Origin of the sequence: Pseudorhizobium xiangyangii (genome assembly GCF_020531965.1) — a bacterium.
GTDB lineage: Bacteria > Pseudomonadota > Alphaproteobacteria > Rhizobiales > Rhizobiaceae > Neorhizobium > Neorhizobium xiangyangii.
This window is the reverse complement of sequence record NZ_JAJAWH010000008.1, coordinates 1-15,161: the sequence shown is the minus strand read 5'-3', so window position 1 is coordinate 15,161 and position 15,161 is coordinate 1. Positions and strand designations below refer to the sequence as shown.

The window sequence follows — 15,161 nt, the reverse complement described above, 5'->3', positions numbered from 1 at the left end:
TTTGAATTGGCAACCCTTAAAGGGGCCATCAGGCTTGCGGGGCACACACACGCCGCTTATGTCTGCCTCGAAATGGAGATTTGAAGCATGTCGGACGGGGTCAACCGGGTTCTCGGCGATTCGCCGGGACGCACGATCGTCAAACTCATCGTAGTGTCGCTCGTCGTCGGCTTCATCATGGCCATATTCGGCCTCGATCCATGGGACATCGTCTACGGCATCCGCGATTTCGTGCTGGATCTGTGGTACCAGGGTTTTCATGCGCTCGGCCGGGTCGGAGACTATCTGATCCTCGGGGCGTCGATCGTGATCCCGGTCTACATCATCCTGCGGCTCTTCAGCTTTAGGCGCTAAACATGACAGAGATGACCTTTTCTTCCCGGCGGGGCTTTCTCATTCTGATGGGCAGCGGGCTGATGGGCAGCGGGATGCTTGTCACCGGCTGTACCAGCGTCGGACGCCAAGCCTCCGTTGCCGGAGTTCAAGATCGCACCGCTGCATCCCTGCCGCTCGTCAACAAGGTGCGGAGCGACCGTGGCCTGCAACCGCTCTCCTCCAACGCGGCAGCGCGCAATGCGGCCGCGGAGCAGGCAATGCGGATGGCGAAGGCCGGACAGATGAAGCATCTCATCGGCATGGGCGACAGTTTCAAGACGCGAATGCAACGGAGCGACGTGCCTCTGCCGGCAGCCGAGAACATCGCCAGTGGCCAGAGTACCGTCGAGGAGGCCGTTCAGGCCTGGATCGTGTCGCGGCGGCACCTGAACAACATGATCGGCTCCTACAGCGGCCTCGGCGTCGCGGTCGCTCAATCATCTGCATCACGGACCTACTGGGCGATGATCCTGTCCGCCTGAGAATGGCGGCTCAGAACTTTTCCGCGGCCCACTGATCCACACGCGTGTCACGCAGATCCCGGATCGAGCCTGCCCCTTCGCGATCCATGAAGGCCGAGAGCCCGCGTACAATACGCGCCGGCAGCCCCGGCCCCTCGTAGACCATGCAGGAATACAGCTGCACCAGGTCAGCACCGGCGCGGACCTTTTCCAACGCATCTTCGGCGCTGCCGACGCCACCGACGCCGATAAGCGGCAGTGCCGGACCGACGCGCCGGCGCATCTTGGCAAGCACGGCGGTGGAAAGACGGAAGAGCGGTGCGCCTGACAGGCCGCCGGCTTCCGATGCGAAGCGTCGTTCCGTGAGGCCGTCCCGCGACAGCGTGGTGTTGGAAACGATCAGCCCATCCAGATCGTGCGCCAGCGCCTCGGCGGCAACATCATCAAGTCCCTCCTCCGTCAGATCGGGGGCGATCTTGAGGAAGACCGGCAGCGATCGGCCAAGCCGCACGGCTTCTTCCGCCCGGGCAACAAGAACGGCATCCAGGAGCGCCTTCAGGCTCTCGCGCGCCTGCAGGTCCCGCAGGCCCGGCGTGTTGGGCGACGAGATATTGACGGTAAAATAGCTGGCGACGGAATAGAACTTGCGGATGCCTGCGACGTAGTCCGCCACCCGGTCCGCACTATCCTTGTTGGCGCCGATATTGACCCCGACAATGCCGGCCGCGCCCTTGCGCGCCGCGAGCATGGCGAAAGCGGCGTCGTGGCCGTTGTTGTTGAAACCCATCCGGTTGATCACTGCGCGATCTGCCACCAGCCGGAAGAGGCGCGGCTTGTCGTTGCCCGCCTGGGGCTTCGGCGTCACGGTGCCGATTTCGGTATGGCCGAAGCCGAGCCGCAGCAGCGCATCCGGCACTTCCGCATTCTTGTCGTAGCCAGCGGCAAGGCCGAGCGGACTGGGAAAATCAATGCCGGCGATCGTCTGCGCCAGCCGCGCATCGTTGGGCGCCCGGCAAGACGGAAAGAGGCCGCTCCTCAACGCGCCAATCGACATGCCGTGCGCGATTTCGGGATCGAGCAGGAAAAGCCCCTGGCGGGCAAGATCCGAGAAACGGTCGAACATCAGGCAAACTCCTCCGGAAAAATGTGCAGGCCATCGTCGCCAAGCGGCAGCGGACGCTCCCACAGCACCGCGTCGACGGGAAGGCGAGCGTAGAGATGAGGAAAGAGATCCCCGCCACGGGATGGCTCGAACTTCAATGCCTCTCCCAGAGCATCGCCGTCAACCGCGACAAGCAGCAGGTCGTCCGTTCCTGCGAAATGAAGCCGAGCTGTTTCGCGAGCCTGGGGCGCCGTCGAGAAATGAATGAAACCGTCCTTCAGATCGATCGGCGCACCCTCAAAAACGCCTTTTCCCCTGGCTTCCTGCCAAAGCGTCCTCGAAACGATCTTGTAGACGAGATTTTTCATGAGCTGCTTTCGAACTGGCTGTAAGCTTGGCAGGAATGCGCATGGGCGATTTGCCGTAAAGTGAAGCGCTTGTCCACAGTGCACGAAAGGACGACAGGATGATGAAACGGGTATTGCTATCGCTGGCCTTGCTGCCGACCTGCGCGCTGGGACAGGAAGCACAGACTGAACGTTTCCAGCTGGAGAAGACGGAAACCGGCTTCGTGCGGCTCGACCGGGAAACGGGCGCCGTCTCGCTCTGCCGGGATGATGGCGGCAACCTTGTCTGCCGCATGGCTGCCGACGAGAGAGCGGCCTATGAGCAGGAGCTCGACCTTTTGGACAAGCGCGTGACCGCACTCGAAAAGCGGCTGGAAAGCGCGCCGCGCGAGCGCACGCTGCCGGACGAATCCGAGATCGAACAGAGCCTCTCGATCATGGAGCGCTTCATGCGCCGCTTCATGGCGATCATCGAGGATTTCACCTCCGAGCGGGAGAACCCGCCGCCGGAACCCCAGAAAACCTGACGGCAAGGTTTTCTACCGCAGCAATCGGCTATTGTTTCCAACGCCCGCGGAGCGTAAAACGGTGTGCGCAGACGTGCGGCTATGTCCTTGGGAGGGGACGTGGAATGCAGACACTGACCATTATCATCGCTGACGACCATCCATTGTTTCGGGGCGCCCTGAAACAGGCCGTGCAAGGGTTGCCGGGGAAACAGGTCATCCTGGAGGCCGGCGATTTCGAGGCCGCCCGCCGGGTCGCCCGCGACAATCCCGAAGCCGACCTCATGCTGCTCGACCTCGCTATGCCCGGTGTGAGCGGCTTTTCGGGCCTCATGTCGATGAGAGCGGAATTCACCGGCCTACCAATCGCCATCGTTTCCGCCAGCGACGACGGCAGCACGATCCGTAGAGCGCTGGAGCTGGGCGCATCCGGGTTCATATCGAAATCATCCGGCCTGGACGATATCCGGGCTGCCGTGAACGCGGTCCTCGACGGCGACATCTGGGCGCCGGACGGGCACCTGCCGGCCGCGGAGGAAGATTCCAGCGTGAGCGAACTGCTTGAGCGGTTGAGGACATTGACGCCGCAGCAGAGCCGGGTGCTCACGATGCTTGGCGAAGGACTGCTCAACAAGCAGATCGCCTATGAACTCAGTGTCTCCGAGGCGACGATCAAGGCGCATGTGTCCGCAATCCTGCTCAAGCTCAACGTCGACAGCCGGACGCAGGCGGTGATCAAGCTCGGAAAGATCAACATGCCCCTGGTCGCCTGATCAGGGTGGAAGACGACAGGATTTTATTCCTCAAGTCCCTTTACCTCATGTTTCAGATTGGTTAAATTGGAACCGGCGCTGGCTGATCGGCCAGCCCTGCGCTGGCATGTGCTCCCGAGGAGGCATCGTCAACGGATCATGATCCACGGATGGCGCGATGGCCAAGGAGGACCGCCCCTCCGGAAACCGTTGAGCCGGAGTACATACGGCCATGCTGTCACATGAATCGATCTGGGGCGCGATCGATGCGCTGGCCGAACGGCACAAGCTGACGCCGTCCGGGCTGGCGCGGCGCGCCGGCCTTGACCCGACATCCTTCAACAAATCCAAGCGACTTGGTCCCGATGGACGACTTCGGTGGCCATCGACGGAATCCATATCGAAGGTGCTGGATGCGACCGGCGCGACGATCGACCAGTTCATGAGCCTCATACCTTCGCCTTCACGCTCGCAACTTCCGGATGGTGCATTTCCACCTCAGGCGGGCTCAATTCCCTTGCTCGGCTTTGCCCAGGCGGGAGCCGGCGGCTTCTTCGACGACGGCGGCTTTCCGGCGGGCCAGGGTTGGGACGTGGTCGAGTTTCCGGCCTCCCCTTCCCGCAAGGCCGGTGTCTATGCCCTGGAGGTCCAGGGAGATTCCATGATGCCGCTCTACCGGGACGGCGACGTCCTGATTGTCGAGCCGGGGGCACAGGTGCGGCGCGGTGACCGCGTGGTGGTGAAGACCCGCGAGGGCGAAGTGATGGCCAAGGTCCTGATGCGCCAGACGGCAAAGAGCATCGACCTGACATCACTCAATCCGGAACATCCAAACCGTAGTTTCGATATGGCTGAGGTCGATTGGGTGGCAAGGATCATCTGGGCAAGCCAGTAGGAATATTCTCCCGACCTCCTAAAGTGGCATATGTCGTTATCTCAGGCCGCTGCACATTTCTGCGCGACATGCGCTAATACAGGCCATGCGGGAAATAGCGCAGGTAGATGTCCTGCAGGCGCCCGTTGCGTGACAGGGTGGCAAGCGCGTGATCGAATGCGGCGGCCAGAGTTTCCTCGTCATTTCGAAGCAGGACCGCCATCCCCTCCCCAAGGTAATCCCTGGAAAGGTATGGACCGCCGAACAGCACGCAGCATTTCTCCGAAGCCTCCCCGGCGAGCCAGAATGGCAGTTGCAGGCCATCGGAGAAGACAGCAGCAACCTTGTCCTCCTTCAGTGCCTGCAGCATCGCCTCGCGATCGTCGAACACCACCGGGATGATCTTCGGAAAGAACGATTTCAGCATGGCCTCGTGGGCGGTGTCCTTCACCACGCCGACGGGGCGGCCCGACAGTGCCTCGGCGCCCTCTCCACGCAGATCGCGCGCGACGTTACGGGCGAACCGCGCCGGTATGGTGAGATAAGGGCGCGAAAAGGAAAACCGGTTGCGGCGCTCCGCGGTGATCGCAATCCCGGCCATCACGGCCTCGCCGGCCCGGTTCGCCAGTGCCGTCTCCAATTCCCCGAACGGCAGCGCCTGGATCTGGCATTTGGCCTCTATCCGAAGTTCAAGGCAAACCTCCCGCGCCAGATCGACGTTGAACCCCGCGAGGCGACCAGTCTGGTCGGCAAAGTTGAAGGGCGGGAAGTCCGCAGTCGTGAGGATACGCAGGCGGACGAGATTCGACAGATCGGGGCGCGGCAGGCGTTCGCGCGTATCGAACAGAACCGGCAATTCGGATTCCTGTGCCTTCGCCGCCGTTACACCAGTAGAGGCGAAGCCGAAGCCGGAGACAACCAAGAGGAGAAACGTCCCCCATGTTTTCAGGGGTGAAAGCAGTGGGTTCATCTCTATGATCCATTCCGGGACAGGGCGGCGGGACGGTGTAACAGTTTCATGCGTCTGGGGGAATATCCACAAACGACGGCGTCGTGCGAAGGCGAACGCGGGACCGACGGGCTGCCTCGAAAGGAAGAGGGCGCGGCCCGTGAGATTGCCAAACCGAACCCCACGGACGAAGCGGCGGCGCTTCAATCCCTTGGCTTCGGCAAGCCGCTTATTGCCAAACTCGCGGCCAAAGCGCGCCAAAACGGCACGACGCTGGAGAAGGAACTCCTCCATCATCCAGGAGTGGAAGAGACGGCCTACTACGGGGCAATGGCACGCTTTCTCAGGCTTCCCTTCGTCGAAACCATAGACAGCAGCACCGTTGTCGACAGCGACACCCTGGATACGCAGTTGCTTCGCCCGCTGATGATCAAACTGCACCCAGCCCACGAAGCACCGAAGACCGCCGTGATCCCGGAAGCATGCCGTATTGGAGATCTTGGCGCCGCGCTGATCAACCTGCCGGCACTGCGGCGCGATCTCGTCGTCACCACGCCGCGGGCCATTCGCGCTGCCGTTTGGGAGGCGGGTGCCGCCCGCCGCGTTCGCCAGACGATCGGAGAACTGTTCGAGCGACGGCCGCGCTTCTCGGCGCGTATCGTGATGACGGGAGGGCAGGGTTTTGTCGCCGGGCTGGCGTTGGCGACACTCCTCGCTGTCTCGCTTATCACACCGGGCCTGGTGATGCCCGTTCTCCACCCTATCCTCTCCTGCCTGTATCTCGCGAGCCTTCTGCTGAGGATCACGGCGCTCTTTCCCCGCAAGCGCAAACGCGGGCCCGCACAATCCTCCGCCGCCGGGTCCCTTCCCTGTTATACCGTTCTTGTCGCCCTCTATCGGGAAGCGGCCGTCGCGGAGCAACTTGTGCGATGCCTGAAGCGTCTTGACTGGCCGGCCTCGTTACTGGACATCAAACTCGTATGCGAGGCGGACGACCACGAAACCGTTGCAGCACTCAGGGCGCAAGGACTGCCGCGCCAATTCGAGATCATCGAAGTACCGTCCGCCAATCCGCGGACCAAGCCAAAGGCTCTGAGCTACACGCTTGCCGGCGTGCGCGGTGACTACCTGGTTATCTACGACGCGGAGGACCGCCCCCATCCCGCGCAGTTGCGGGAGGCCTACGCGCGCTTCAGCGAACTTTCGCCGGACATTGCCTGCCTCCAGGCACCGCTCATCATCACCAACGCACGCTCGTCCTGGATCAGCGCCCTCTTTTCCCTGGAGTATGCCGCGCTCTTTCGCGGATTGCTGCCGATGCTCGCCCACTACCGGATGCCCATGCCGCTGGGCGGCACATCAAATCACTTCCGAACCGATGTGTTGAAAGACGTTGGCGGCTGGGATCCGTTCAATGTGACCGAGGATGCAGACCTCGGCCTTCGGCTTTTTCGACTGGGTTACCGCGCCGATGTCCTGCGGCGGCATACGCTGGAGGATGCACCGACCACCCTTTCGATCTGGACGGGCCAGCGCACCCGATGGTTCAAGGGCTGGATGCAGACCTGGCTCGTGCTGATGCGAGAGCCCAGGCGGCTGCTGGTGGAGATGGGACCGCGCGGCTACCTGCTCTTCCACCTGATGATCGGCGGGATGCTGTTGTCCTCGCTGCTTCACCCGCTGATCGTGTTCTTTCTTGCCGAAGGTACGGTAGCGATGATGACGGCGCCGGCGACAGAGCTGCCGCTCCGCGCGCTGGTGCTTTTCGTCATCGATACGATCAACATCTTCGGAAGCTACCTGACCTTCGTGGCGCTCGGCGTCGGCTCGATGACCGACCACGAGAAGCGCCAACTGGGGATGCGCTGGATGGCGGTGCCGTTCTACTGGCTGATGACCTCCATCGCCTCGTGGCGAGCCCTTATCGAGCTGCGGATGAAGCCCTTCTTCTGGCAAAAGACGCCGCATAATCCGACGGCCTGATGCACCCGCGGCCCGGCCGGTCAGAGAATAAAGGCGTTCCGGCCACTTTCTATCGCCACGGCCGGCGCTATCTCACCACTTGCAAGAGTGTTCATATGGGATTGCAATATGTCGATACTGATCAGCCTGCTCATTACGTTTCTGGTTATAGTGCTTGTGCTCTATCTGATTGCGAGGCTTCCTATCGACGGGCGCGCGAAACAGATCGCCCAGGTCATTGTCATCATCATCGGGATTATTTCGCTGCTGCGCTATCTCGCGGTCTTCTGACAGCAAGATAGACCTCCGCGACCGCAGGTCGCACAATCCATCAACATCATCTGAAAATTGGAGCGGGTGAAGGGAATCGAACCCTCGTATTCAGCTTGGGAAGCTGCTGCTCTACCATTGAGCTACACCCGCGAGGTTGCGCAGAATTCTATCACTTCGCCGCGTCTGTCAAGCATGGATCGATGGGTTCCGGATGCCGGAGCCCATCATCCAAACCTGAAATGCTTGGAGAGCTTCAGGCCCTGCGCCTGATAGTTGGAGCCGAGGCCGAGACCGTAGAGCGCGTCCGGCTGCTGCAACATATGTTCATAGACCAGCCGCCCGACGATCTGGCCATCTTCGAGAATGAATGGCACCTCATGACTGCGGACCTCCAGCACCGCGCGGCTTCCGCGCCCGCCTGCATCCGCGTGGCCGAAGCCGGGATCGAAAAACCCGGCATAGTGCACGCGAAATTCCCCGACCAGCGGATCATAAGGCGTCATCTCGGCAGCGTAGAGCGGCGGCACATGTACAGCCTCGCGCGAAACAAGAATGTAGAACTCGTCCGGATCGAGGATCAGTTCGTTGCGACCGCGGCTGTAGAGCGGCTCCCAGAAATCGAAGACGTCGTGCTGGGCCTTCTTGTCGACATCGACGACGGCTGTGTGGTGCTTTCCGCGGTAGCCGATCAGCCCGTCCTTGTCGCCGGCCAGATCAATCGACAAGGCGATGCCGCCACCGCTAACATTCGGTTGCTGCGAAGCCACGAGCGTCTCGGCCTCATGGAGTTGCAGCAGTTCCGGCTCGTTCAGCAGAGCGTTGCCGGTGCGGAAGCGGATCTGCGATAGCCGCGAGCCGCGCCGCACGACAATCGGGAACGTGCGCGGGCTGATCTCGAGGTAGAGCGGCCCGGAATAGCCTGCCGGGATCTTGTCGAACTCCTGCGCATAATCGGCGATGACGCGCGTGAAGATATCGAGGCGGCCTGTGGAACTCTTCGGATTGGCGGAGGCGGACATGTCCGCCGGCAGGTCCAGCGTCTCCATCAGGGGCACGATATAGACGCAGCCGGTTTCAAGGACTGCGCCTTCGGAAAGATCGATCACATGCAGCTTCAGGCGATCGAGCTTGTCCGCAACGCGGCTGTTGGGACCGGGCATGAAGCTTGCGCGCACGCGGAACGCCTTGGAACCCAGCCGCAGGTCGAGGCTCGCGGGCTGGACCTGGTCATGGTCCAGCTCCTTCTCGGAGGCCAGCCGGCCATTTTCGAAAAGCGCTGCTATGGCCCTGTCGGCCAAGATTCCGGTGGTCCGTGTCATCATGTCTATCCCCGTATGGCCGGACAAAACCAAATGCCGGCCATTGACGCAAGCAAGGAGCGGCGGTATGGCAGCTTTATCCCGTGGTGATTTGGCCGGTCGGCTTGCAGCCACGTTAAATAAGTGGCTAAAAAGACCGGGTTGAAAACCGGTCTGCTTTTGCGGCCGGTTTTTTTGTGTCTGAAAGGTGCAAGCGCATGACCAAGAAATGGCGCCCGGCAACCCAGCTCGTCCACGGCGGCACGCTGAGATCGCAATATGGCGAAACCTCGGAAGCGATCTACCTGACGCAGGGCTTTGTCTACGAGACCGCTGAAGCGGCCGAAGCCCGCTTCAAGGGCGAGAACGACGGATTTATCTACGCCCGCTACGGCAGCCCGACCAACGACATGTTCGAAAAGCGCATGTGCATGCTGGAAGGCGCCGAGGAAGCGCGAGCCACCGCGTCCGGCATGGCCGCCGTTGCCGCCGCTATCCTCTGCCAGGTGAAGGCAGGCGACCATATCGTCGCGGCACGTGCCCTCTTCGGTTCCTGCCGCTGGGTGGTCGAGACGCTGGCGCCCAAGTACGGCGTCGAATGCACCCTGGTCGATGGCCGCGACCTCGCCAACTGGGAAAAGGCCATCCAGAAGAACACCAAGGTCTTCTTCCTCGAAAGCCCCACCAACCCGACGCTGGAAGTGATCGACATCGCCGGCGTGGCCAAGCTTGCCAACCAGGTCGGCGCAAAGGTCGTGGTCGACAACGTCTTCGCGACGCCGCTTTTCCAGAAGCCTCTGGAACTTGGCGCCCACATCGTCGTCTATTCCGCCACCAAGCATATCGACGGCCAGGGCCGGTGCCTCGGCGGCGTCGTCCTTTCCGACAAGCAGTGGATCGACGAGAGCCTGCAGGACTACTTCCGCCATACCGGGCCTGCCATGTCGCCGTTCAACGCCTGGACGCTGCTGAAGGGTGTAGAGACGCTGCCGCTGCGCGTGCGCCAGCAGACGACGAGCGCGTCGAAGATCGCCGATATTCTTGCCGATCATCCGAAGGTCGCCCGCGTCATCTATCCCGGACGCGCAGACCACCCGCAGGCCGACATCATCGCCAAGCAGATGAGCGGCGGATCCACGCTGGTCTGCCTGGAGCTGAAGGGTGGAAAGCAGGCCGCATTCGGACTGCAGAACGCGCTCGAAATCGTGAAAATCTCCAACAATCTCGGTGACGCGAAGAGCCTGATCACGCATCCGGCGACGACGACCCACAAGAACCTGACGGATGAGGCACGCGCCGAGCTCGGCATTTCGGAAGGAACGCTCAGGCTATCGGCGGGCATCGAAGACACCGACGACCTGATCGAAGACTTTGTCCAGGCGCTTGAAAAAGTGCCCGGCTGATAAGAAACGGACCGGAGGAGCAGCCTGCCAGGGTTAACTCTTCCGGTTATCCTTAACCGCAGAAACGTACCAAATTCGGTCACTTCCACGCCGTCTATACCTTCGGTTTTCTTGACGTTTTAGCGGAGCTGTAAGATACCGATGAGGTATCAGCGAAAGTGCCGCGCATGTATCGCGCCAAAACACGAGACATCGAAGTCGCCGTCGAGCCCTATTATCTGGAGGAACAATCCTCTCCGGAAGACAGCCGCTATGTCTGGGGCTACCATATCGTGATCGACAACCAGTCCGACCTGACCGTGCGGTTGATGCAGCGCTACTGGCACATCACGGACCAGAACGGTCTTGTGGACGAAGTCGAAGGTCCCGGCGTCGTCGGCGAACAACCACGCCTGATGCCGGGCGATTCCTACGAGTATTCCTCAGGCTGCCCACTCGACACGCCATCCGGCATGATGTTCGGCCACTACACGATGGAGACCGAGGAAGGCGAGAGGTTCAATGTGAGCATCCCGGCCTTCTCGCTCGATTCACCCGGCCTGATGCGGGTGCTGAACTAGGTTGAGAACCCGTGAAGTCCGGTTGCGAGCAACCGGACCTTCGTTTCATGCGGCGGCAAATTCTCCGACCTGATACCTGTAGGTCGTGGAGCAGAACTCGCAGGTCACGGCTATTTCGCCATCTTCCTGACTGGCCTCGATCTCTTCCGCGTTGAAGCCTTCCAGGACACCCTTGATCTTGTCCCGCGAGCAGCTGCACCGGTCCAGGATCGTCTGCGGTTGATACACGCGGACACCCCGTTCGTGGAACAGACGAAACAGCAGCCTCTCGATCGGCACCTGCGGATCCGTCAGTTCGTCCGTGTCGATCGTCTCGACCATGACACGGGCTTCCGACCATGCGTCGTCCTCGGCCCGGTCGAGCTCACGCTCATCACCATCGCCGCCATGCAGATCGGGCTGGCGCATGCGCTCGGGCGCCTGCGGCAGGAACTGGGCAACCAGTCCGCCGGCCCGCCAGTTATGGCGCGGCTTTCCATCCGCGTCGCGGTCGAAAAGCTCCGCCACACCCAAACGCACCTTTGTCGGGATCTGCTCGGATTGCCGGAAGTAGACTTCTGCAATTTCCTCGAGCGACGATCCGTCGAGCGGCACGATGCCCTGATAGGGCTGCATTCCCTTGCCCTGGTCGATCGTGAATGCCAGCACGCCCGTGCCAAGGAGTTCAGCCGGCAACGTTCGTCCCGTCGCCACCGCGTCGGCCAGAGCTTCTTCGTTGTAGCGGGCGTAGGCGCGCAGGCTGTCCGGCGTCGTAAAGTCGACCACCAGGAGGTCCACGGGGCCATTGCTCTTGGTCTGCACGGTCAACTTGCCGTCAAACTTGAGCGACGTGCCGAGCAATGCCGTGAGCACGATCGCTTCCGCCAGAAGGCGCGCAACCGGTGCCGGGTATTCATGCCGACCAAGGATGGTGTTCAGCAGCGGGCCGATCTGGACTGCACGGCCCCGGACGTCCAGACCGTCCACCTGGAAGGGAACGACGCGGTCGTCTCCTGCAAAGTTCAGCTCATTCAGTTCAACGGTTGCGTCCGCCATGACTTGCTCCTTCGCGCCGAACGAACCTGCTTTTACATGCGCGCGGCTCCTGGCGGAACCGCTGCGGCGCAAAACAGCGTCGACAATGTCTGTGAATCCCCACCCGGTCGCGGGACAGGATCGAAAGCCGACAGATGGTATCGGGTTTCCCCAAAATCAAGATATGGCTCAGACGGCCCCGAGGCACCACGCCAGAATCGACTTCTGTGCATGGAGACGGTTTTCCGCCTCGTCGAAGACGACCGATTGCGGCCCGTCGATAACCTCGTCCGTGACCTCTTCGCCGCGATGTGCGGGGAGGCAGTGCATGAAGAGCGCATCGTCCTTCGCACGCTTCATCAACTCGGCATTGACCTGATAGGGCTGGAAGATGTTGTGGCCCCGCGCCTTATGCTCCTGGTTCATCGATACCCAGGTGTCCGTCACGACGCAGTCGGCACCGGCAACCGCGCGCTCGGCGTCGTGGTAGAGCACGATGTCGCCACCGTTGTTGCGCGCCCAGTTCAGAAACTTGTCATGCGGTTCCGAACCCATCGGCACCCCCATGTTCATGCGGTAGCCGAAGCGTGCGGCACCCTCCACAAAGGAATGCAGGACGTTGTTGCCATCGCCGGTCCAGGCAATGGTCTTGCCTTCAACCGAACCGCGATGCTCCTCGAACGTCATGATGTCGGCCATGATCTGGCAGGGGTGCGTGTCGTCGGTCAGCGCGTTGATCACCGGTACGGTGGCGTGCTCGGCAAGTTCGAGCAGCCGCGAATGCTCGGTGGTGCGGATCATGATCGCATCGACATAGCGCGAAAGGACTTTTGCGGTATCACCGATCGTCTCGGCGCGACCAAGCTGCATTTCGGTGCCCGACAGGAACAGGGTTTCGCCGCCGAGCTGGCGCATGCCGACATCGAAGGAAACCCGTGTGCGGGTCGAGGGCTTCTCGAAAATCATGGCGAGCATCTTGCCGGCCAGCGGCTTGTCCGCCGTGCCGGCTTTGGTCGCCTGCTTTCGCACCTTCGCGTCATCGAGGATGGTTCGCAGGTCGCCCGCCGAAACGGCCGAAAGGTCTAGAAAATGCTTGGGTGATGCCATGTCTTCGACGAGGGCTGTCGCCCTCCACTCCTTACGCTGATTTCTTCATGCCGGATTTGCTGAGAGCCTCGGCTGCACGCTCGATGCGCGCAAGGCCGTCACGCGCTTCCTCGGCCGTGACGACCAGCGGCGGCAGGAGCCGCACGACGTTGTCGCCCGCGGGCACGCCAAGGAGATGCTCTGCGCGCATTGCCATCAGCAGGTCGGTGTTCAATCCCTTGGCCTTGATGCCGATCAGAAGGCCCTCGCCACGGATTTCCTCAATCACGTCCGGATAGCGGTCCTTGAGGCTTTCCAGCCCCTGGCGGAAGACGAGCGCGACATCACGCACATGTTCAAGGAAGCCGTCGGCGAGGACGATATCGAGAACCGCGTTGCCGACGGACATGGCAAGCGGGTTGCCTCCGTAGGTCGTCCCGTGCGTGCCGGCCTTCATGCCGCTTGCCGCTTCCTCTGTGGCCAGGCAGGCACCAAGCGGAAAGCCGCCGCCGATCCCCTTCGCCACAGTCATGATGTCGGGTGTAATGCCGCTCCATTCGTGGGCAAAGAGCTTGCCCGTCCGTCCGACGCCGGACTGGACCTCGTCAAGGACGAGCAGGAGCCCATGCTCGTCGCACAGCTGCCGCAACGCACGCATGAATTCCTTCGACGCCAGACGCAGACCGCCCTCTCCCTGCACCGGCTCGATGAGGATCGCAGCCGTCGCATCGGTGATTGCGGCCTTCAGGGCGTCGAGGTCGCCGAAAGGCACCTGATCGAAACCGCTGACCTTTGGCCCGAAGCCTTCCAGGTATTTCGCCTGACCACCGGCCGCGATGGTGGCCAGCGTGCGGCCATGGAAGGCGCCCTCGAAGGTAATGATATGGAAGCGCTCAGGATGCCCCTTTACGTACTGGTAGCGGCGAGCCGTCTTGATCGCGCACTCCAGCGCTTCCGCGCCGGAATTGGTGAAGAATACCTTGTCGGCGAAGGTTGCCTCCGCCAATCGACGCCCAAGGCGCTCCTGGCCCGGAACGTCATAGAGGTTAGAGAGATGCCATAGCTTCTCTGCCTGATCCTTCAGCGCCTGCACGAGATGCGGGTGGCTGTGACCAAGCGAATTGACCGCGATGCCGGCCGCAAAATCCAGGTAGCGCTCGCCACTTTCTGTCGTCAGCCAGACCCCCTCGCCTCGCTCGAAACGCAGCGGTGCGCGGTTGTAGGTATCATACAGGGCGGCTTCAGCCATGGCGACATCAACTCCTTGGGCGATCGCAGCCAGTCAGGCGCTGATCAATCAAAAATGCCGCCCAGTGGGCGGCCCGGGCACTATCGGCATTTCGTTCCGGGATGTCAACAAATGCAAGCTTTCCGGCGGGCTTCGCGTTGTGGCAAAAATGACTCGCCAGAATAGCAAGTTGGGGAAAACCCCGAAATCGATTCGCGCAGATTCCGCCGACTCTTGCCACGGAGTCACCGGGCCAGTAACTTAACAATCAATAACTAGACTGCATGCGGCGGAACTAGTCACCAAAAGCCCAGATGTTGTGCCCGGCCCGAATTGTCGTTCGCGCCAATGGTGATCGATTCCGCATGCCGTCTACGTTCAAATGCGGAGAACTGGTATGAATTGGACAGACGAGCGCGTCGAGAAGCTGAAGAGATTGTGGGCAGAAGGCCTCAGCGCCAGCCAGATCGCTGCACAGCTTGGTGGAGTTAGCCGCAATGCCGTGATCGGCAAGGTGCACCGGCTCAATCTGCCAGGTCGCGCCAAGGCTGGCGGCTCGTCGAGCACGCCGCGTGCGGCCAAGCGCACCACGGCTCCCGCGCGTCCCGCCAACTATCCGGCACGCGTCGCTACGCGCCCGCTTACCCGTACGGTCGGCGCAACCGCGCTCAAGGAAGAGATCGAGTTCGACGCCGGGCAGCAGCTCACTTATACTCCGTCCAGGAACGTCGTCGTGCCGATCTCGCGTAAGCTGGCGCTGACCGACCTTACCGAACGTACGTGCAAGTGGCCGGTCGGCGACCCGCTGAAGGACGACTTCCACTTCTGTGGCTGCGAAGCCTCCGACGCATCGCCCTACTGCACCTATCATGCACGCCTCGCCTACCAGCCGGTGGCCGAGCGCCGCAAGTCCGCAGCACGGGCCTGAGAAAGCACGACTGAAATGCAAAAAAGCGGGCCATGGCCCGCTT

17 protein-coding genes, 1 tRNA gene and 1 riboswitch are annotated in these 15,161 nt (G+C 61.7%); of the genes, 10 read left to right on the top strand and 8 right to left on the bottom strand.

The window, feature by feature from the left end; genetic code table 11:
• Nucleotides 1-87: 87 nt before the first annotated feature.
• Together LH464_RS08555 and LH464_RS08550 are read left to right on the top strand one after the other, a co-directional pair.
• The gene (locus tag LH464_RS08555; protein ID WP_226785964.1) at nt 88-354 is read left to right on the top strand and encodes a DUF6460 domain-containing protein; all 267 of its coding nucleotides are present in this window, start codon (nt 88-90) and stop codon (nt 352-354) included.
• Nucleotides 355-356: 2 nt separating this feature from the next.
• A complete protein-coding gene (locus tag LH464_RS08550; protein WP_226785963.1) occupies nt 357-857 on the top strand; it encodes a CAP domain-containing protein in 501 nt (166 codons plus the stop codon).
• 10 nt (nt 858-867) lie between these two features.
• On the opposite strand, the gene LH464_RS08545 is transcribed toward LH464_RS08550, so the two are convergent.
• The gene (locus LH464_RS08545) at nt 868-1,959 is read right to left on the bottom strand and encodes a quinone-dependent dihydroorotate dehydrogenase (RefSeq protein ID WP_226785962.1); all 1,092 of its coding nucleotides are present in this window, start codon (nt 1,957-1,959) and stop codon (nt 868-870) included.
• The gene (locus LH464_RS08540) at nt 1,959-2,306 is read right to left on the bottom strand and encodes a DUF952 domain-containing protein (protein WP_226785961.1); all 348 of its coding nucleotides are present in this window, start codon (nt 2,304-2,306) and stop codon (nt 1,959-1,961) included. The genes LH464_RS08545 and LH464_RS08540 overlap by 1 nt, the downstream gene beginning before the upstream one ends.
• Before the next feature lie 101 nt (nt 2,307-2,407).
• Here LH464_RS08540 and LH464_RS08535 point away from each other — a divergent pair, with 101 nt between their 5' ends.
• From LH464_RS08535 to LH464_RS08525, 3 genes are all read left to right on the top strand, one after another.
• Nucleotides 2,408-2,812 carry a hypothetical protein gene (locus LH464_RS08535; RefSeq protein ID WP_226786125.1) on the top strand — a complete coding sequence of 135 codons (405 nt, stop codon included), beginning with the start codon at nt 2,408-2,410 and terminating at the stop codon, nt 2,810-2,812.
• Between the two features lie 104 nt (nt 2,813-2,916).
• Nucleotides 2,917-3,564, top strand: a complete 648-nt coding sequence (locus LH464_RS08530) for a response regulator (protein WP_226785960.1) — start codon at nt 2,917-2,919, stop codon at nt 3,562-3,564.
• 211 nt (nt 3,565-3,775) lie between these two features.
• The gene (locus tag LH464_RS08525) at nt 3,776-4,438 is read left to right on the top strand and encodes a helix-turn-helix transcriptional regulator (RefSeq protein WP_226785959.1); all 663 of its coding nucleotides are present in this window, start codon (nt 3,776-3,778) and stop codon (nt 4,436-4,438) included.
• Between the two features lie 73 nt (nt 4,439-4,511).
• On the opposite strand, the gene LH464_RS08520 is transcribed toward LH464_RS08525, so the two are convergent.
• A complete protein-coding gene (locus tag LH464_RS08520) occupies nt 4,512-5,387 on the bottom strand; it encodes a transporter substrate-binding domain-containing protein (RefSeq protein ID WP_226785958.1) in 876 nt (291 codons plus the stop codon).
• 48 nt (nt 5,388-5,435) lie between these two features.
• Between LH464_RS08520 and LH464_RS08515 the strand changes: the two genes are divergently transcribed.
• Both LH464_RS08515 and LH464_RS08510 read left to right on the top strand, forming a co-directional pair.
• Nucleotides 5,436-7,349, top strand: coding sequence for a glycosyltransferase family 2 protein (locus LH464_RS08515; protein ID WP_226785957.1), 1,914 nt, complete (start codon nt 5,436-5,438; stop codon nt 7,347-7,349).
• Between the two features lie 108 nt (nt 7,350-7,457).
• Nucleotides 7,458-7,619: a Thivi_2564 family membrane protein gene (locus tag LH464_RS08510; RefSeq protein WP_092996799.1), complete on the top strand. Its 162-nt coding sequence runs from the start codon at nt 7,458-7,460 to the stop codon at nt 7,617-7,619.
• Between the two features lie 58 nt (nt 7,620-7,677).
• Here LH464_RS08510 and LH464_RS08505 read toward each other — a convergent pair.
• Both LH464_RS08505 and LH464_RS08500 read right to left on the bottom strand, forming a co-directional pair.
• A tRNA-Gly gene (locus LH464_RS08505) sits at nt 7,678-7,751 on the bottom strand.
• Between the two features lie 74 nt (nt 7,752-7,825).
• Nucleotides 7,826-8,923 (bottom strand): 2'-deoxycytidine 5'-triphosphate deaminase, encoded by a 1,098-nt coding sequence (locus LH464_RS08500; protein ID WP_226785956.1) that lies wholly within the window; start codon nt 8,921-8,923, stop codon nt 7,826-7,828.
• A gap of 70 nt (nt 8,924-8,993) precedes the next feature.
• A riboswitch (SAM riboswitch) is annotated at nt 8,994-9,072 on the top strand.
• A 45-nt stretch (nt 9,073-9,117) separates the two neighbouring features.
• On the opposite strand from LH464_RS08500, the gene LH464_RS08495 reads away from it, so the two are divergent.
• Both LH464_RS08495 and apaG read left to right on the top strand, forming a co-directional pair.
• The gene (locus LH464_RS08495; RefSeq protein ID WP_226785955.1) at nt 9,118-10,302 is read left to right on the top strand and encodes an O-succinylhomoserine sulfhydrylase; all 1,185 of its coding nucleotides are present in this window, start codon (nt 9,118-9,120) and stop codon (nt 10,300-10,302) included.
• A gap of 167 nt (nt 10,303-10,469) precedes the next feature.
• Nucleotides 10,470-10,862 (top strand): Co2+/Mg2+ efflux protein ApaG, encoded by a 393-nt coding sequence (gene apaG / locus LH464_RS08490; RefSeq protein ID WP_226785954.1) that lies wholly within the window; start codon nt 10,470-10,472, stop codon nt 10,860-10,862.
• A 45-nt stretch (nt 10,863-10,907) separates the two neighbouring features.
• Here the strand turns inward: apaG and LH464_RS08485 are convergent, their stop codons facing one another.
• From LH464_RS08485 to LH464_RS08475, 3 genes are all read right to left on the bottom strand, one after another.
• The gene (locus LH464_RS08485) at nt 10,908-11,897 is read right to left on the bottom strand and encodes an Hsp33 family molecular chaperone (protein ID WP_226785953.1); all 990 of its coding nucleotides are present in this window, start codon (nt 11,895-11,897) and stop codon (nt 10,908-10,910) included.
• A 168-nt stretch (nt 11,898-12,065) separates the two neighbouring features.
• A complete protein-coding gene (gene argF, locus LH464_RS08480; protein ID WP_226785952.1) occupies nt 12,066-12,983 on the bottom strand; it encodes an ornithine carbamoyltransferase in 918 nt (305 codons plus the stop codon).
• Between the two features lie 31 nt (nt 12,984-13,014).
• Nucleotides 13,015-14,211, bottom strand: coding sequence for an aspartate aminotransferase family protein (locus tag LH464_RS08475; RefSeq protein WP_226785951.1), 1,197 nt, complete (start codon nt 14,209-14,211; stop codon nt 13,015-13,017).
• 376 nt (nt 14,212-14,587) lie between these two features.
• Between LH464_RS08475 and LH464_RS08470 the strand changes: the two genes are divergently transcribed.
• The gene (locus LH464_RS08470; RefSeq protein ID WP_226785950.1) at nt 14,588-15,118 is read left to right on the top strand and encodes a GcrA family cell cycle regulator; all 531 of its coding nucleotides are present in this window, start codon (nt 14,588-14,590) and stop codon (nt 15,116-15,118) included.
• Nucleotides 15,119-15,161: the final 43 nt, after the last annotated feature.